The 17342-nt window shown below is 40.6% G+C and carries 20 protein-coding genes; all 20 read right to left on the minus strand.

All coding sequences use genetic code 11. From position 1 onward, the window contains the following. Positions 1 to 66: 66 nt before the first annotated feature. Complete coding sequence (gene recN / locus BPOF4_RS12975) at positions 67 to 1791, minus strand: DNA repair protein RecN (RefSeq protein WP_012959642.1); 1725 nt, start codon at positions 1789 to 1791, stop codon at positions 67 to 69. Between the two features lie 13 nt (positions 1792 to 1804). Further along, positions 1805 to 2254, minus strand: coding sequence for a transcriptional regulator AhrC/ArgR (ahrC, locus tag BPOF4_RS12980; RefSeq protein ID WP_012959643.1), 450 nt, complete (start codon positions 2252 to 2254; stop codon positions 1805 to 1807). A gap of 136 nt (positions 2255 to 2390) precedes the next feature. Beyond that, positions 2391 to 3203, minus strand: a complete 813-nt coding sequence (locus BPOF4_RS12985; protein ID WP_012959644.1) for a TlyA family RNA methyltransferase — start codon at positions 3201 to 3203, stop codon at positions 2391 to 2393. A 3-nt stretch (positions 3204 to 3206) separates the two neighbouring features. Further along, positions 3207 to 5096 carry a 1-deoxy-D-xylulose-5-phosphate synthase gene (gene dxs, locus BPOF4_RS12990; protein ID WP_012959645.1) on the minus strand — a complete coding sequence of 630 codons (1890 nt, stop codon included), beginning with the start codon at positions 5094 to 5096 and terminating at the stop codon, positions 3207 to 3209. A gap of 37 nt (positions 5097 to 5133) precedes the next feature. Beyond that, on the minus strand, positions 5134 to 5730 hold the full coding sequence (locus BPOF4_RS12995) for a hypothetical protein (RefSeq protein WP_012959646.1): 597 nt from the start codon (positions 5728 to 5730) through the stop codon (positions 5134 to 5136). A gap of 727 nt (positions 5731 to 6457) precedes the next feature. Beyond that, on the minus strand, positions 6458 to 7348 hold the full coding sequence (locus BPOF4_RS13000; protein ID WP_012959648.1) for a polyprenyl synthetase family protein: 891 nt from the start codon (positions 7346 to 7348) through the stop codon (positions 6458 to 6460). Then, on the minus strand, positions 7345 to 7602 hold the full coding sequence (gene xseB / locus BPOF4_RS13005) for an exodeoxyribonuclease VII small subunit (protein WP_012959649.1): 258 nt from the start codon (positions 7600 to 7602) through the stop codon (positions 7345 to 7347). The genes BPOF4_RS13000 and xseB overlap by 4 nt, the downstream gene beginning before the upstream one ends. A gap of 27 nt (positions 7603 to 7629) precedes the next feature. Continuing rightward, positions 7630 to 8982 (minus strand): exodeoxyribonuclease VII large subunit, encoded by a 1353-nt coding sequence (gene xseA, locus BPOF4_RS13010; RefSeq protein WP_012959650.1) that lies wholly within the window; start codon positions 8980 to 8982, stop codon positions 7630 to 7632. A gap of 10 nt (positions 8983 to 8992) precedes the next feature. After that, complete coding sequence (gene folD / locus BPOF4_RS13015; RefSeq protein ID WP_012959651.1) at positions 8993 to 9838, minus strand: bifunctional methylenetetrahydrofolate dehydrogenase/methenyltetrahydrofolate cyclohydrolase FolD; 846 nt, start codon at positions 9836 to 9838, stop codon at positions 8993 to 8995. A 30-nt stretch (positions 9839 to 9868) separates the two neighbouring features. Beyond that, a complete protein-coding gene (nusB, locus tag BPOF4_RS13020) occupies positions 9869 to 10276 on the minus strand; it encodes a transcription antitermination factor NusB (RefSeq protein WP_012959652.1) in 408 nt (135 codons plus the stop codon). Positions 10277 to 10490: 214 nt separating this feature from the next. After that, positions 10491 to 10895, minus strand: a complete 405-nt coding sequence (locus BPOF4_RS13025; RefSeq protein ID WP_012959653.1) for an Asp23/Gls24 family envelope stress response protein — start codon at positions 10893 to 10895, stop codon at positions 10491 to 10493. Between the two features lie 20 nt (positions 10896 to 10915). Then, complete coding sequence (gene accC / locus BPOF4_RS13030) at positions 10916 to 12283, minus strand: acetyl-CoA carboxylase biotin carboxylase subunit (RefSeq protein ID WP_012959654.1); 1368 nt, start codon at positions 12281 to 12283, stop codon at positions 10916 to 10918. Between the two features lie 20 nt (positions 12284 to 12303). After that, positions 12304 to 12807: an acetyl-CoA carboxylase biotin carboxyl carrier protein gene (gene accB / locus BPOF4_RS13035; protein WP_012959655.1), complete on the minus strand. Its 504-nt coding sequence runs from the start codon at positions 12805 to 12807 to the stop codon at positions 12304 to 12306. A 210-nt stretch (positions 12808 to 13017) separates the two neighbouring features. After that, on the minus strand, positions 13018 to 13383 hold the full coding sequence (locus tag BPOF4_RS13040; protein ID WP_012959656.1) for a hypothetical protein: 366 nt from the start codon (positions 13381 to 13383) through the stop codon (positions 13018 to 13020). A gap of 169 nt (positions 13384 to 13552) precedes the next feature. Next, a complete protein-coding gene (locus tag BPOF4_RS13045; RefSeq protein WP_012959657.1) occupies positions 13553 to 14149 on the minus strand; it encodes a SpoIIIAH-like family protein in 597 nt (198 codons plus the stop codon). Positions 14150 to 14151: 2 nt separating this feature from the next. Next, positions 14152 to 14820 (minus strand): stage III sporulation protein AG, encoded by a 669-nt coding sequence (gene spoIIIAG / locus BPOF4_RS13050; RefSeq protein WP_012959658.1) that lies wholly within the window; start codon positions 14818 to 14820, stop codon positions 14152 to 14154. Between the two features lie 5 nt (positions 14821 to 14825). Further along, a complete protein-coding gene (spoIIIAF, locus tag BPOF4_RS13055; RefSeq protein ID WP_012959659.1) occupies positions 14826 to 15461 on the minus strand; it encodes a stage III sporulation protein AF in 636 nt (211 codons plus the stop codon). 15 nt (positions 15462 to 15476) lie between these two features. Then, positions 15477 to 16661, minus strand: a complete 1185-nt coding sequence (spoIIIAE, locus tag BPOF4_RS13060) for a stage III sporulation protein AE (protein WP_012959660.1) — start codon at positions 16659 to 16661, stop codon at positions 15477 to 15479. Between the two features lie 43 nt (positions 16662 to 16704). Beyond that, positions 16705 to 17097, minus strand: coding sequence for a stage III sporulation protein AD (gene spoIIIAD, locus BPOF4_RS13065; protein ID WP_075681015.1), 393 nt, complete (start codon positions 17095 to 17097; stop codon positions 16705 to 16707). Positions 17098 to 17112: 15 nt separating this feature from the next. Next, on the minus strand, positions 17113 to 17319 hold the full coding sequence (gene spoIIIAC, locus BPOF4_RS13070; protein ID WP_031311554.1) for a stage III sporulation protein AC: 207 nt from the start codon (positions 17317 to 17319) through the stop codon (positions 17113 to 17115). Between the last annotated feature and the right edge of the window lie 23 nt (positions 17320 to 17342).

The raw sequence follows: 17342 nt of genomic DNA on the forward strand, positions 1-17342 counted from the left end.
GTCATTTATAACCGTAAGCAAAAGAAAAAAGCTACCCTTAATTGGCTAGCTTTTCTTCTTATTATTTTAATGTGGTTCTTTTAGCTGTTCTGCGAGATCTAATAACTCTCTGGCATGCTGTTTAGTTAGGTCTGTCACTTCCACCCCAGAGATCATTCTGGCTATTTCATCCACTTTCTCATCTAATTCAAGCGGTGTAACAGATGTATGAACACGATCTTCTTTTTCATGTTTTGCAATATATAAATGCGTGTCTGCCATAGCTGCAACTTGTGGAAGGTGTGTAATACAAAGCACTTGCGACCCCATTGCAATCGCATGAATTCTCTCAGCAATTGCTTGTGCAACTCGTCCGCTGACACCTGTATCGACTTCATCAAAAATAACAGAGGTGATCTGCTGATGTGTTTGGAAGATCGATTTGAGCGCTAACATTATTCGAGAGATCTCTCCGCCGGATGCCGTTTTAGAAAGTGGCTTCATAGGCTCTCCTGGATTTGTTGAAAGGTAAAATTCCACTTGATCCATCCCCTCAGGCCCAAATGCAACTTGTTTACCATCAATCGTTGGACTTGATTTAGTTGGAGGCTTTGGCTCAATGCGAATATCCATAACCGTCTTTTCCATGTATAGAGCTTTTAACTGTTTGTGAATAGCTTTAGTTAAGTGCTTGGCAGCTTTTTTCCTTATGTCTGTAATTGCTTTGCCTTCTACGTATAAATCATGCCAGGCAGTGTCAAGCTCTTGCTGCAGCTGTAAGACTCGATCATCTTTGTGCAAAATGGTGTCAAGTTCCTCTTCTATCTTTGAGGCGTATTCTAAAATGTCTTCTACATTCTCCCCATATTTTCGCTTTAATCGTTGAATATCATTTAATCTGCTTTCAATAAAATCCAATCGATTAGGATCAAATTCCACTCCATCAACCTGATCTCTTATCGTAAATGTAGACTCCTCAATCAAATAATAACAATTACTGATTGATTCATGAAGAGGTGCCAGATTTTTGTCAACAGAAGCCGCTTCTTCAAGATGCATCATGGCATTCATTAAATAATCCAAGCCTTTTCCATCACCATATAGATTTCCGTAGCTGTCATTTAGCGATTGAAATAACTTTTCGCTGTTAGCTAGTTTAAACCGCTCTTCTGTTAATAAACGATCTTCTTCTGGCTCAAGCTTTGCCTCATTGATTTCTTTTAATTGATACGTTAATAAATCAATGCGTTGAGCCATTTCTTGTTCATTATGACTTAAATGCTTAACTTGCTTTTCAAGTGCAGAAGCCCTCTCAAATATACTTTTATACTCTGCTTTTGCTTGCGCTAAGTCTGACTTCGCATAACTATCGAGCATTCCTAAGTGATGCTCCGCTTGAAGAAGAGCTTGGTGCTCATGTTGTCCATGAATATCAACCAATCCACCGCCAATCTCGCGCAAAATCCCTAGTGTTACCAGTTTTCCGTTTATTCGGCAAATACTTTTTCCTTGAGCCGTAATATCCCGACGCAAAACAAACATATCATCTTGGACATCTATCCCTAATTCTTGTGCTTTTCTAATGACTGGATGATGGTTTTCGATGCTGAAAAGCCCTTCAATTTCGGCCCGTTTTTCTCCATGACGAACAAATTCTGCCGATCCACGTCCTCCTAGTAAAAGGCCGATCGCATCAATAATAATGGACTTCCCTGCACCCGTTTCACCTGTAAGCACAGTTAGACCTTTTTCAAAAGGTATCGTTAATTCATCAATGATCGCAAAATGTTTGATTGATAATTCAACTAACATTTTCTACTCACTCCTACAACATCTCTAAAAAGCGCTCGGTTACTTGAGGTGCATCTTCTTTATGTTTACAAATGATAAGGATCGTATCATCACCGCAAATGGTCCCCATAATCTCCGTCCAATCTAGATTATCAATGAGTGCCCCAATGGCATTTGCATTTCCGGGCAATGTTTTCATCACGATCATATGATCTGATCGATCAATACTGACAAAGCTGTCCATCAAAGCTCGCTTTAGCTTTTGCAGCGGATTAAATCGCTGGTCTGCCGGCAAGCTGTATTTATATCGGCCGTCAAGCATTGGCACTTTTACTAAGTGCAGCTCTTTAATATCTCTTGATACCGTAGCTTGCGTGATAGAATATCCTTCCGCGCGTAATTGTTCAACTAAATCATCTTGAGTTTCAATCTCATGATTTGCAATGATTTCGCGGATCTTAATATGACGTTGGCCTTTGTTCATATTTATCACCTATTTCTATTCCATTTTCTTCATTATCCACAACTTTGGATGATTATACAACCAATAGTCAATTTACTTATCTAAACTCTGTATTTATTCAAAAGAAAAAGAAGGAATATCTCCTTCTTTTTCATCTTTATTGTTCATGAGCCTGAGTCACAACCTCATCAATTCGCATGGCTAGATCCTCTATTGGATGTGATTCCTCTTTATCAAGGCTTAGGTGCATAAGAAATTCAATATTCCCTTCTCCGCCTTTTATCGGAGAATAGTCCAGTCCCTCAAGTGTATACCCTTCAGCTTGTACAAAGGCTGCCATTTTTTCTAATACTTCCTTATGTACAGAAGAATCTCTGATAATTCCTTTTTTTCCTACCTGCTCCCTGCCTGCTTCAAATTGAGGTTTAACGAGCGCAACAACCTCACCGCCCCGCATAAGGATCGTTTTCAATACAGGAAGAATGATTTTCAAGGAAATAAACGAAACATCGATGGTCGCAAAATGAGGGAGCCCCTCTGTCAGGTCTTCTGGTTTGACATATCTGAAATTCGTACGCTCCATGACAACCACTCGCGCGTCTTGACGGATCTTCCATGCAAGCTGATTATAACCAACATCAAGTGCATAAACTTTTTTCGCACCGTTTTGCAGCGAACAATCTGTAAATCCACCTGTGGAGGCTCCGATATCAAGCACTACTTTATCTGTCAAATCTAACTGAAATACGTCAATAGCTTTCTCAAGCTTTAATCCCCCGCGGCTTACGTATGGAATTAACACACCCTTCACTTCAAGGGGAGCATCCGCATCAATTTTCAGACCTGCTTTATCTATTCGTTCTGTGCCGGTAAAAACAAGACCTGCCATAATTGAGCGCTTTGCTTTCTCTCTTGTTTCTAGCAAGCCTCGTTCTACAAGCAATACATCTACACGTTCTTTTTTAGCCATTTCTTACGCCCTTTGTTGCTTTCTAGGGAGCATGGTTGACAGTTGTTCAACGACCCCTGCACTCGTTAAGCCAACTTCTTCAAGCAGCTGACCTACACTTCCATGCTCAATAAATTCATCTGGTATACCCATTCGATTGACTTCTACGTTGTGATAATGGTGATCATGGAAAAATTCCAACACTGCACTGCCAAATCCGCCTTGTACACAAGCCTCTTCTAAGGTTAATACCGGCATGTTTGCTTTAGCCAAATCATGAAGCAGCTCCTCATCTAAAGGCTTTGCTGAATTAGCATTAACAAGCTTCACAGAAATACCTTCTTTTGCGAGTTGTTCTACCGCTTCTTCTGCTACAGGAAGCATCGTACCAAAAGACAGTATACAGGCATCATTGCCATCTCTCACCGTTTCCCACTTGCCGATCGGAAGCACTTTTAGAGTTTCGTCCATTTTAATCCCGTAGCCATTCCCACGAGGATAACGAACCGCAATCGGCCCATCATTATATTGAGTAGCTGTATAAATCATGTGCTGCAATTCGTTTTCATCTTTAGGCATCAAAATTTTCATGTTCGGCAAATGACGTAAATAGGCAATATCAAAGACTCCTTGATGAGTCTCACCATCAGCACCTACTAATCCAGCACGATCGATCGCAAATACAACATTTAAATTTTGACGGCATACATCGTGGACAATTTGATCATATCCGCGCTGCAGGAATGTTGAGTAGACGGCAAACACAGGCTTCATTCCCTGGGTAGCGAGCCCTCCTGCCATTGTTGTCGCATGCTGTTCAGCAATACCTACATCAATCATCCGATCTGGAAATTCCTTCGCAAATACATCGAGCTTTGTTCCACCAGGCATTGCAGCTGTAATTGCCACAATTCTTTTGTCCTCTTTAGCCACTTTTTTCAATGTCTCAGCAAACACACCGCTGTAGCTCGGAGGCCCTGGCTTTTTAACAACTTCACCGGATTCAATTTTGTATGGTCCTAAACCATGCCAAGTACCTTTTTCATCTTTTTCAGCCGGTTCATACCCTTTACCTTTCTTTGTTAGAACATGAATAAGAACTGGTCCCTTTGTCTTCTTTGCATAAGACAAATTCTCCTTCAAGTCATCAAAGTCATGTCCATCAACAGGACCAAGATACGTAAAGCCCATTTCTTCAAAGAAGATCCCTGATACGAGCAAGTATTTTAAGCTGTCTTTCACACGTTCTGCCGTTGTGGCAAGCTTCCCGCCGAATGCTGGTATTTTTTTGATTAGCTGCTCTAACTCTTCTTTAGCTTTTTGGTATTTTCCAGCTGTTCGTAATCTACCGAGAACACTGTGAAGCGCACCTACATTTGGAGCAATTGACATTTCATTATCATTAAGAACAACAATGAGATCTTTTTGCTCATGTCCAATATGATTCAGGGCTTCAAGAGCCATTCCACCAGTAAGGGCACCATCTCCAATAATCGCTACAACGTTTTCATCGGTCCCCTTCAGATCACGCGCAACAGCCATACCCATAGCAGCAGAAAGAGAAGTAGAACTATGACCTGTTTCCCACACATCATGTTCGCTTTCATTACGTTTTGGGAACCCGCATAACCCTTTATACTGTCTAAGCTGATCAAATTGGCCAGCTCTTCCTGTTAAGATTTTGTGTACATAAGCTTGATGTCCCACATCCCAAATAAATTTATCTTTCGGGCTGTCAAATAACTGATGAAGAGCAAGCGTTAATTCAACTACTCCAAGATTGGGTCCTAGGTGACCGCCTGTTACTGAAAGCTTCTCAATAAGAAAGCTCCTAACGTCTTCTGCTAATTCAGCCATCTCATCTTTTGAATAATTTTTTAGTACGCTCGGGTTTTTAAACTCTTCTAGCTTCATGTAGAAACCCTCACTTTCATGTCGATTTGTCTTAGTATCATTTTAACTTTTTCTTCGTTTTTACGTTGTTTTGAAATACTTTTATTTTTAATCTTACCTCTAAAAGGTACAATAATCTACCAACTTGGTAAATGATCGGGGTTGCATAATGGATCGCCAAGGTTTTGCCAATCGCTTTTCCGCCAACAGTTAATGCGGCCACAACACTCGTAAACAGGACTGAAATCCAAAATTGCTGGATCGAGGTTTCGCCGTATCCTAGCTGGATAGAAAGTTGAAGTACAACATAAGCTGAGGCTGTACCACTGATAATACCTGATATATCCCCAATTACATCATTACAAAAATTGGCAAACTTGTCTGCATTGCGGGTAATTAACACCGCATGTTTTGCACCATTTAACCTCTCAGATGCCATTGCATGAAAGGGTTTTTCGTGTGCAGCTGTAGCCGCTACACCGATTGTATCAAAAAACACACCAAAAAAGACAATAATAAAAACGATGATCATGCCAACAGCCCATGTTACTCCACTTAATACAAATGTGGAAATAACTGAAAAAATAGCCGCTAACACTAGTGTGATAACGGCAATTCCCAAACTCCAATGTATCGATTTCAATAGAGGTTTCATATTCGTATCTGTATCACCTTTATACTTAGTTATGTAACGTACATAAAAATTAATGGAGTGGTCATCTAAAGAGTAAACTCTGTAGCTTAGGTCCAGTAGGTTTTCCCAATTCAGTCCCACGCGTCGCCGCAATGGTGGTTTCCCATTATACCAAATTTGACGCTGTCACCAAACGTCAGACTGGATTACCACTTAGTCTACACTGTAATCCTCAATAGATGTCAACTGCAACTCAATTGAACAGTCTAGGAGATTTCCTCAACAGTCCCGAGCCATTCTTTTATCCTCTTTTGCAGAGCAGATTTCATATGGTAAGAACGTCTCATTGTTGGCCGACAATGAGGCGAACACATATCCATAATCCCCTCTAACTCCACTCAAGGCAGGCTACGCTGCAGACAAACTCCCTAGTTTGCCTATGCAGGTTCATACCTTTTGCATAAAACGGCATCTAATACATACCGTTTCTGCAAAAGGCCTCCACAGTAGTAGGGTCATCGCCCACATGCCTTTGTGGATCGCCCTACTACCTTTTCTCCCAGTCAAGACCCAAGGCTGGGCGCCTCAAGCCAAGACAAGGAGCTTCATCGATGTGCCCTTTGGCGGATTTTTAGCCCCGCCTTCAAAAACGGAGGACTGACTAGAATACTGCACCACTCTTCGTATACATAAGTATAACATGTTCTATACAAGAAGCTCAATGGAAAAGAAGTCCGTACGACTCCAATTAATGGTCGCGGCCTGCTACATAATCAGTTAAAGCTAAAAGCAACGTTCGGTCCATCTTCACTGCCTCAAGATGTTCTTTTGCTTTCATTGTATGCACATCAAGCATTTTCTTTGCTTCATCTAGCCCAAGAAGACTAGGATATGTGCTCTTATTATTTCCATCATCGCTTCCAACCGGCTTACCTAGTTTATCTGAGTCTCCTTCAACATCAAGGATGTCATCTTTAATTTGAAAAAGCAGCCCGAGCTCAATAGCAAACATACGCAAATGTTCTAAGTCTTCCTCACTTGCATCAGCTAAAACAGCCCCTGCGATGATTGAATAAGCTAGAAGATCTCCTGTTTTATGGTGATGAATGTCTGCTAACTCCTGAACAGTCAGTGATCGATTTTCACCCTCAATATCAGCCACTTGACCCCCGACCATCCCACAAGGCCCGCTTGCTTTGGCTAATTCACGCACTAATGTTAAAGCTTTTGCAGGCTCCTCACGTACAGCAGACATACTTGTAATTAATTCAAAACTATATGTAAGAAGAGCATCTCCTGCAAGTATTGCCATTGCCTCTCCATATACTTTGTGGTTTGTCGGCTGGCCTCTTCTTGTATCATCATCATCCATGGCAGGCAAGTCATCATGAATAAGTGAATACGTATGAATCATTTCTATCGCACAAGCCAGATCAAAACCGTCTTCTATTGGTCGATTAAATCCGTCTAATGTAGCAAGCAAAAGGAGGGGGCGAACTCTTTTCCCTCCGGCTTTCAAGGAGTAGGTCATTGCTTGTTTTAACGTGTCTGGAGCTCTGAGGTCTTCGATATATGAAGGGAGTCTGGCATCGATTAATTTCCTATATTCGTTAAAGAAACCCTTTAATTGCTCGTTCACTCTTCCTCCTCCTGAAAATCCGTCGCTTCAAGTTCACCGTCAGCATGAAGGATTTGATCCATCTTCTTTTCTACACTCGTTAATTTCGAGTGACATTCTTTGGAGAGCTGCATTCCTTCTTGAAACATTGAGATAGCCTCTTCAAGAGGTACGTCGCCTTGCTCAAGCTTTTCTACAATCGTTTCTAATTGCTCCATGGCCTCTTCAAAGCTTATTTCGTTCGCTTTTGCCGTCGTATCTGCCGCTTTGGTCATCTTAATCCCTCCATTTCACTTTTTGCTTTATGAATGTTTTGATTGTTTATCTTCTACTTGGCAATAAATTACTCCGTCAGTTACTCTTACTTCAACCTTCTGTCCTGCATCAACTTGCTGGATTGACTTCACCAACTCTTCTTTGCCTTCAGTATAGGCCAAGCTATAGCCTCGCTCCATAATCCTTAATGGACTAAGCAGGTTCAACTCACTTACTACATGGTTAAACCGTTGTTCATGTCTAGAAAGGTGCTGAGTCATTGACTTTTCAAGACGGAGCTTTTTATCTTTCAAACCTGATTGCGCGTCTTTGATCTGGCCTTTAGGATGGAGCCGCTGCAGGGCTTTTTCGATAAGTTGAAATTGTTGTTGCTTATCAGACATATGACGCTTAGATGCCCTTTGCAATCTTTCAAGCTGAGTGTCTAGTTCTTGTTCCTTTTGCCTGATGAGCTGCAGAGGATATCTGAAGGCATAAGAACGCTTAAGACGCTTTAACTGCTCTTGATGTTCTTCTATTTTAAGCTTCATCTGTCTTTTAAGCCGGTTATGGAGAACTTGTCTCGAATGAAGCAATTCTGCTACATCAGGTACTGCAAGCTCCGCTGCACCTGTTGGGGTAGGTGCTCTAAGATCTGCTACAAAATCACTAATCGTAAAATCCGTTTCGTGCCCTACTGCGGAGATTACAGGCACAGTTGAAGCAACGATACAGCGAGCAACTCCCTCATCATTAAAGGCCCATAATTCTTCAATCGATCCACCGCCGCGTCCCACGATTAAAGTGTCAAATTGATTCGCTGCATTTGCCTGGTTAACAGCCCGCACAATAGATGCAGGTGCCTCCTGCCCTTGAACGAGTACAGGAAGCAATGTAATTTGAGCAAGCGGGTAACGTCGCTTTAAAGTAGCAAGCATGTCTTTAATAGCAGCTCCGGTAGGCGACGTGACGATTGCAATCTTTTTTGGGAAACGAGGGATTGGTCTTTTTCTAGACTCATCAAACAAGCCTTCCTCTTGTAAGGTTTCTTTTAGCTTTTCATACGCTAAAAATAAACTGCCTACTCCATCAGGCTGCATCTCTTTTGCATAGAGCTGATATTGACCGTACGGCTCATATACATTTACTTCGCCACGAATTAAAACCTTCATCCCATTCTCTGGTTTAAAGGCTAAATAACGATTATGTCCAGCAAACATTACCGCTTGTATACGTGAATTCTGATCTTTAATCGTAAAGTACATATGACCACGACTATGCAGTTTAAAATTAGAGATTTCCCCACGAATCCATACATCGGTCAAAATGTGGTCATGTTCCATTATACCTTTAATATACCTGGTCAATTGTGAAACGGATACAATATCTCCTACGCTCATAAAGATCTCCTTATGCTCGTTCTTTTGCTGATTGAATCGTATTTTCAAGAAGCATCGTAATTGTCATCGGGCCAACACCGCCAGGTACAGGCGTAATATGAGAAGCTACTTCACGCACTTCATCAAAATCAACATCTCCGCATAATTTACCATCTTCTCGGTTCATACCAACATCAACAACTACCGCACCTTCTTTGACATCTGAGGCTTTAATCATTTTTGCACGTCCTACTGCTACAATCAAAATATCCGCTTGCTTCGTAAAGTTTGCAATGTCATCTGTACGAGAGTGACAGTATGTAACGGTTGCATCTTCATTTAGCAAGAGTTGTCCAACAGGCTTACCGACGATATTGCTTCGGCCTACGACTACAACGTGCTTTCCTGCCATTTGAATGTCAGCCTCTTTTAACATTTCTACGATTCCAAATGGCGTGCATGGTAAGAATGTCTTATCTTTTGTCATCATTCTTCCAATGTTAACGGGGTGAAAACCATCCACATCTTTTTCTGGAGCAATACGTTCAATCACTGCTCTCTCACTGATTTGTGAAGGCAAGGGCAGCTGGACGAGAATTCCGTCAATATCAGGGTCTTCATTCAGACGATCAATCTCTGCTAATAATACTTCTTCTGGCGTATCTTCAGGCATCGTCGTGAGGACAGAATGAATACCAATTTGTTCACACGCCTTTTGCTTAGATCGTACGTATGTTTTCGATGCTTGATTGTCACCCACTAAAATCACAGCAAGACCTGGCTTAATACCAGCCTCTATAAGTTTTGAAACCTCTTTTTTCATTGTTTCTCTTTTTTTAGCAGCAAGCTCTTTCCCATTTAGTAACGCAGCACTCATGTTTCCCACTCCCCTTACTCATTCATTTAATTATTTTTTTCGATCAAGATTAAGCGTTTCAATAGATTTCGAAAGGACTCCATTAACAAAACGTCCTGCTTCTTCTCCGCCAAAAGCTTTTGCTAACTCAATTGCTTCATTAAATGTAACATTGACCGGAATATCTTCTACTTCCAACATTTCATACATAGCCATACGAATAATGGCGCGATCAACATGCCCCATTCTTGAAATCGTCCAGCCTTCTAAATTAGCTGAAATGGTTTCATCTATCTTTGTTTTTAGTTCAGTTGTTCCCTGAACTAATTGTGTGAAAAACTCACTCTGCTTCTCATTATCTTCCAATACACTTTCAATTGCACTTTCCATCTCTGAACCGGTTAAGTCCATTTGATATAATGCTTGGGCTGCTCGTAGTCGTGCCAGTCTTCGATTCATTCAGTTCTTACCCCTTTACCTTATTAATAAAATAAGTCGTTAATATGTTGATAATAGCATAACACTTTTTGTGAAAACAGAACAATATTGAATTTATTCCTCCCTATCCTTCGTTTTCACAATATTCTTTCCTTTATTTTACCTTTAAATCCAATAGATCATTAAGAAATGAGCAAGAGCGGCCAAGATTTGACTCTTGGCCGCTCTATACTTCTTACGATAATGCTTCTGTATCTATCACTTCTGTTGTTTCAAATTGAACACCTACTACGTGGACGTTGACCGCTTGCAGATCAATCGCAGTCATTGTTTGCAGCGCTTGTTTAATATTGTGCTGGATAAGCTTTGCTACTTTAGGTACTTGAACACCGTATGAAATCACAACAGAGACATCCACAGTGATTCCTTCTTCATCAAGCTCGACCTTTACACCTTTACCGTGATTTTTGCGGCCAAGCTTTTCGGCTACTCCAGCAGCAAAATTACCACGCATTGTTGCAACACCATCTACCTCAGATGCAGCAATCCCCGCGATAACCTCGATCACTTCTGGCGAGATCTCTACTGTACCAAGCTCAGACTTTTGATCTTCTAATTCTAGAATGTGATTTTCATTCATCATACATTCCTCCAAATCCTTTATTTTGTTACTGCTCTAACTCCCATAACATCATGTTCTTCTAGGAATTTCGTATTAAAGTCGCCCGATACGAAGGTTTCATGATTCAGAAGCTTCAAATGGAAAGGAATCGTTGTATCGACTCCTTCAATTTCAAACTCAGCTAATGCGCGCTTCATACGGTCAATTGCTTCCTGACGTGTCGCACCATAAGTAATGACTTTAGCTACCATTGAATCATAAAACGGTGAAATAACATAACCAGGATATACAGCAGAATCGATACGTACACCTAAACCGCCTGGAGCCAGGTAGTTTGTAATTTTCCCTGGTGAAGGCATAAAGTTTTTAGACGGGTTCTCAGCATTAATACGGCACTCAATTGACCAGCCGTTAAATGTCACTTCTTCTTGAGTGAAAGATAATTTTTCTCCGCTTGCTACTTTAATTTGTTCTTTAATTAAGTCAACCCCTGTTACCATCTCAGTCACAGGATGCTCAACTTGGATACGTGTATTCATTTCCATGAAATAAAACTCGCCCGTATTATGATCAAAGATAAACTCAACTGTTCCTGCACCTGAATAGTTTACTGCTTTTGCAGCTGCTACCGCTGCAGCTCCCATCTCAGCACGCTTTTCAGGAGTAATAGCTGGTGAAGGCGTTTCTTCTAACAGCTTTTGAAGACGGCGTTGAATACTGCAATCACGCTCACCTAAGTGAACGACGTTTCCATGATTATCAGCAAGAACTTGAATTTCTACATGACGGAAATCTTCAATGTATTTTTCAATATATACTCCTGGGTTACCAAATGCTGTTGCAGCTTCCTGCTGAGTAATGTTCATCCCTTTTTTCAGTTCTTCTGGAGTGCGAGCTACACGAATACCTTTTCCGCCGCCGCCAGCAGTTGCTTTAATAATAACAGGGAAACCAATTTCCTCAGCTACTTTCATGCCAGCTTCTGCATCTTCCACAATACCATCAGAACCAGGAACAATCGGTACTCCTGCTTGGGCCATTGTTTCACGCGCCACATCTTTTGTTCCCATTTTGTTGATCGCTTGCGGACTTGGTCCAACAAATGTCACTTTACAAGCAGCACAAATTTCAGCGAAGTCTGCATTCTCTGCTAAGAATCCGTAACCGGGATGGATAGCATCCGTTTCTGTTAAGGTTGCAATACTCATGATGTTTGTGAAGTTTAAATAACTTTTGTTAGAAGGTGTCGGTCCAATGCAATACGCTTCATCTGCTAAACGAACATGAAGCGCGTCCTTATCAGCCTCAGAATAAATGGCAACGGTTTCAATACCCATTTCACGGGCAGCTCGAATAATTCGAACTGCAATTTCTCCTCGGTTTGCAATTAACAGTTTTTTTATCATGTTATCCCCACTCCTATAATTTAGCTAGGTTCTACGACAAATAATGGTTGACCATATTCAACAAGTTCACCGTTTTGGGCAAGAACTTCAACAATCTTTCCTTTTACTTCAGCTTCAATTTCATTCATTAACTTCATCGCTTCAACAATACATACAACAGATTCTTCTTCTACCGTGTCGCCTGATTTCACATAAGGGTCAGAGTCAGGTGATGGAGATGAATAAAATGTTCCTACCATTGGTGAAGTAATCGTATGTAAATTTGCATCTGCCGCTTCTGATTTTTCACCTTTTGATGGACTTTCAGCTTTTACAGTTTCAGCTTGTTCTACAGGTTTGGGAGCCTGTGCCTCTTGTTGTGGAGCTGCAGCTGCAACTGGTGCCGGAGCTGCTTGTACTGCTACTGCCTCTGCTGTTTGTTTCTTCAGAATGATTTTTGTTCCTTCTTGCTCGAACTTCATTTCATCAAGACTTGATTGGTCCATTGCACGAATTAATTCTTTAATTTCTTGTACCTTTAACATATATGTACTCTCCTTTTCTTACTTACACCCTCCTCTAGGGGGTGAAGCATGATCTTACTAATATAAAATGTATTATATCATAACTTTGAAGCAACTCTCTGTGAAATTCGACTTAAAGAATGAATTACGATTGAGATTTGTCTGAATACTATGATTCTAGATAACCAAAAAAACTCCTTTATTCATAACAGAATAAAAGAGCTTTTCAACTTACTCAGCTGCATCCTCTTGCGCTTGTGTTTCTTCATTTACTAATGCTTCTTTTTTGTATTGACGAAATACAGGGAACTCTGATAAATTCTCAGGAATCTTCCCGTCTTCAAGCAGAATAATTTTCACAATATCTTTATTTCTCGCCATGTGAAATTTATCGCCGTACTCATTCTCTTGAGTGTATTTTTTTAAATTCTGATAATCTTCTTCTTGAATTGAAACTGTATAGGAATGACCATCTTCATTCTCAACATGCTGCTCAAAGCCAATTTCAAATTCAACAATCTGGATATGATCGTTTTTAAGGTTACGTGTTTGTTCAAGTACCGCCTTGGCACCTTCAGTTAGGTCTGTCCATTCCATGGATAAATCGCTCCTCGTATTCAAGTTACATTGTCGTATTATACCATGTCGCTCCCTCTAATGCACCTCTTTGTCTAACTCGGTTCTTTTTTATCATGGCTTCCCTTTGAGATCACTGGCTTTCATATAAAAAAGGCATCTGTCCTATATGGACAAACGCCTGACTTTTTTATTCGTGACTTACTACTACACTTTTTCCGTTGCCTAATTGATCAGCAACCATATCCATAATCTCAACCGTTTGTGCCCCTGTTAACTCTTCAGCTTGAACAATGACTTTTACTTCTTGACCTTCTGTCATGACAAGGACATCGTTAAATCCTTTCGTTTTAATTAACGTTTCAAGCATTGATTCTTGCTGTGATAGTGCCAAAAGCTCCATGCTTTTTTCATGTGCTTCTACAACTTTTTCTGCTGCCACGTCACCTGCTGCTTGAATTTTCGTGTACTCTTCTGCCATTCGATCACGGCTTTCTTGCAGTTCTACTCGCATTGTAGCAAAAAGTTCACTTCCACTCATAGCATTCACTTCTGTATTCGCTACTTCTTCACCAGTCTCCGCATCAACAGCTTCAAATTCCTCTTCTACATTAACGACCATGTCCTCTGAATCTTCCATACCCTCTTCTGCAGCTTCCATTTCTTGATTGTCAACAAAAGCAATATCTTCTGATGCAGGACCTGGAGTCATTAAGTAATAAGCAGATAACACCACTATCAAGCTAAGCATTGTTAATAACCAAACTGTTTGTTTTTTAAGGACCATTTTTATTCCTCCTCCATTTTCTTAGGCATTACTGAAATACGATGTGACGGGACATCTAGAACTCTGCTGACAGCTTCAATCACCCATAATTTCACTTGAGCATTTTCAACCCCCTCAGCAACGACCAGTACCCCGCGAATGCTAGGTTTTTCTTTTGAAACTAGAACCGGTTCTTCTCTATCCCCGCTTCTGACAATAACGAGCTGTTCATCTCTAGTCGTATCATCTACTTTTCTAGTTCCTCCCTCACGATCCGTTTCATCCGTATGCTGCTCTCTTGCATTGATGTTTTTTTCGTAAACGTTCCTCTCAGATTCAGCGAGATTAATCATGACAGAAACATCACTTAACCCAACAATTTGCTCTAGCGTGTCACGTAATTGATTCTCATAACGCATCTCGTAATCTTCCATCGAATAAGGTTCTGGCGATGCATTTCGTCCAAATACTTCCGCATCCTCCTCACTTTCCTTATCATTGAAGACAGGCAAGGATTGTTCTTCATTCATTGGTTGGTTAGTCAGAAGGTTTCCAGCAATCATCAGCGCAATCCCTAAGCATCCTATTAACGCAATATAGTGCAGCGGGAGTTTTCGTTTTTTCTGACTGCCGTCCGGCTTTTTCAATAAATGACTTAACCATTGGCTTCCCTTCTGTTCGTCTTGACTCATTCTATTTATTCCCCTCCTTCCCACGCTAGCGAAATCATTTCTTCTGGAACTTCCCAATTAGTAGAAAGAAGTCTCCGTACACTTGTGAGATCCCTTGTCTCTTGTTTCATCTCTTGTGGAACTTGTTTTGACGTATCAATCTTTACAACACTAACCGGAGCTACTGCAGCATCAGCCTCTGTCAGACCTTCATGAGTATCTTTCAGATAAACAATGACGGTCTCAATATCCTCAGCAGTTGGTGTCTGATTGACCGACTCCTTCATTTTCACTTCCACTTGCGAGATAACCACTTCATACTGATCTCTCAATTCGTCTTTAACTTCTTCTTCTAATTGGACAGCCATCTGTTCTGAAATATATGCACGAAGGCCGAGCTCTATATCACTTTTTTGTAAATTTATTTCTTGTTCTATGGAACTTTCCAGCTGATGGGATTGTTGAGTGATTGAAATCAGCCACTGATCCACATCTTTTGTTATTAATGAAAGGATTGGCTGCAGGATCATTACAAGTAAAAGAAGGCCGACTACCATCTTTACATATTTTTGCAGAACTGAATTTGGAATCATTAACTCAAGAATGGTAGCTAATAAAATGAGGAGGATAATATTTGTAATCCAATCTGTTAGAAAACCCACTTTATCTCCCCCTTACTACCTGATCATAAAGGATAAATTTCCAGCAGCTACCATGATTGTAATAGCGAGAAAAAACATTAAACAAACAATCGCTAGTGCAGCAAAAACATAAATGACTGCTTTTCCAATAATCGATAAACATTCAATAATCGGTCCCCCGCCTAATGGCTGTAATATGGCTGCTGAAAGATTAAATATGATAGCGATAGAGAGAATTTTGATCGCTGGAAAGGCACACAGCATCAGTAATATAACAAGCCCTGCAATGCCTACCGTATTCTTAAGCAAGAGGGAAGCACTCATCACTGTATCAGCTGCATCTGTGAACATCCTCCCGATGACCGGCACAAAATTCCCTGCAATAAACTTAGCTGTTCTGACAGTAATTCCATCAGCTACAGCCGTTGAAGCTCCCTGTACCGATATGACGCCAAGAAAGACTGTAAGAAAAATTCCAAGTGCCCCGACTGCAATGGTTCGTAAGAAATTTGCAAGCTTTGTTACTTTATAATGATCAGTGAGCGTACTGACGATAGCCAGGACGGCTGATAAAAACAATAAGGGCAGCACGATATATTGAATTAAAAGTCCGCTTGTATGGACGAGAAAGATAATCAGCGGGTGAAATAAAGCAGCTGATGTAATCGAACCGACAGCCGCCATAATCGCCAGAAGTAAAGGAAGCAGGGCAATCATAAAGTGAATCATGTTGTTTATTGCATCTTGGGCATAAGAGATGGCCACATGGAAACTATTTAAGGCAATGATCATCAGCACCATATAAGTAATCGCATAGGCAACTTTTGAAACCGTATGCTGTTCAAATGCATTCTGAAGAGATTGCAAGATCATACAAAATACCGTAAGCAGAATCAGTGTGCCTAACAGCTTTCCATTTACGATCAATTCATGCATCAAATACCTGACAAACCCAATTCCCCACTCTTTAAAAGAGAACTGCTTGTCTCCTTTAATAAACTCTAGAAAACTACCCTTTTGACTTTCTGGTAAAAAACCTCCGTATTCAGTTGAGATCTCCTCCCAATAAGCATGGATCTCATCGAGCTGTAAGTTCTCTAGCTGCCTTTCAACAAAGGTTTCTTCTTGGCCCGGTTCAATTACTCCGGATTCAGCACTGACAGGGGCAGTCAGTCCATATAAGAGGGTGAGAAAAAGGAAAATGATTATGACTCGCTTCAATCCTCACCCCTCCCTTCATTATTTTTCATTTGTTATCCTGATTTTATGAGGTTGGCAGTAAAGCAAGCACCATTTCTATAACAGCGGTTAAAATAGGAATCGCCATCACTAAGATTAAAATCTTTCCAGCAAGTTCAATCTTTGTAGCAATTGCAGCTTGTCCGGCATCCTTAGCAATTTGTGCTCCAAATTCAGCGATATAAGCAATGCCGATTATTTTTAAAATGGTTTGCAAATACACCATATTAATATTTGCATTTCGTGCTATGGACTCTAGCATTTCAATAATTTTTGTAATCTCATCAACTAAAAAGATAAATATAATAACGCCTACAAATACCGTTAATAAGAAGGCAAACATCGGTTTTTGTTCTTTCACTACAAGGGCAAGGAAGGTTGCGATCAGTCCTAGACCCACTATTTGTATAATGTCAATCGCAACGCACCCCCCTTAACCTTGAAACAAAAAAACAGTCCTGATTTTTTGAAATAAATCATCTACAATTGTCGCTACCATATATAAAACGACGACAAACCCTATTAATGTAACCCAGTGAGCCCAGTCCTCCTTTCCCATTTGTTTTAATACCGTATGAATCATAGCGACCACAATACCTATGCCAGCGATTTGAAAAATCGTGTTCACATCATACACGATGTTCTCCTCCTCCTATAACGCTA

It is taken from the genome of Alkalihalophilus pseudofirmus OF4, from assembly GCF_000005825.2.
In the GTDB taxonomy this organism is placed as follows: Bacteria; Bacillota; Bacilli; order Bacillales; family Bacillaceae_D; genus Alkalihalophilus; species Alkalihalophilus pseudofirmus.

Bases quoted from the DNA above. Each gene is read 5' to 3' on its own strand.
- recN (WP_012959642.1), bottom strand. From the start codon at position 1,791: ATGTTAGTTGAATTATCAATCAAACATTTTGCGATCATTGATGAATTA.
- ahrC (WP_012959643.1), bottom strand. From the start codon at position 2,254: ATGAACAAAGGCCAACGTCATATTAAGATCCGCGAAATCATTGCAAAT.
- BPOF4_RS12985 (WP_012959644.1), bottom strand. From the start codon at position 3,203: ATGGCTAAAAAAGAACGTGTAGATGTATTGCTTGTAGAACGAGGCTTG.
- dxs (WP_012959645.1), bottom strand. From the start codon at position 5,096: ATGAAGCTAGAAGAGTTTAAAAACCCGAGCGTACTAAAAAATTATTCA.
- BPOF4_RS12995 (WP_012959646.1), bottom strand. From the start codon at position 5,730: ATGAAACCTCTATTGAAATCGATACATTGGAGTTTGGGAATTGCCGTT.
- xseB (WP_012959649.1), bottom strand. From the start codon at position 7,602: ATGACCAAAGCGGCAGATACGACGGCAAAAGCGAACGAAATAAGCTTT.
- xseA (WP_012959650.1), bottom strand. From the start codon at position 8,982: ATGAGCGTAGGAGATATTGTATCCGTTTCACAATTGACCAGGTATATT.
- folD (WP_012959651.1), bottom strand. From the start codon at position 9,838: ATGAGTGCTGCGTTACTAAATGGGAAAGAGCTTGCTGCTAAAAAAAGA.
- nusB (WP_012959652.1), bottom strand. From the start codon at position 10,276: ATGAATCGAAGACTGGCACGACTACGAGCAGCCCAAGCATTATATCAA.
- BPOF4_RS13025 (WP_012959653.1), bottom strand. From the start codon at position 10,895: ATGAATGAAAATCACATTCTAGAATTAGAAGATCAAAAGTCTGAGCTT.
- accC (WP_012959654.1), bottom strand. From the start codon at position 12,283: ATGATAAAAAAACTGTTAATTGCAAACCGAGGAGAAATTGCAGTTCGA.
- accB (WP_012959655.1), bottom strand. From the start codon at position 12,807: ATGTTAAAGGTACAAGAAATTAAAGAATTAATTCGTGCAATGGACCAA.
- BPOF4_RS13040 (WP_012959656.1), bottom strand. From the start codon at position 13,383: ATGGAATGGACAGACCTAACTGAAGGTGCCAAGGCGGTACTTGAACAA.
- BPOF4_RS13045 (WP_012959657.1), bottom strand. From the start codon at position 14,149: ATGGTCCTTAAAAAACAAACAGTTTGGTTATTAACAATGCTTAGCTTG.
- spoIIIAG (WP_012959658.1), bottom strand. From the start codon at position 14,820: ATGAGTCAAGACGAACAGAAGGGAAGCCAATGGTTAAGTCATTTATTG.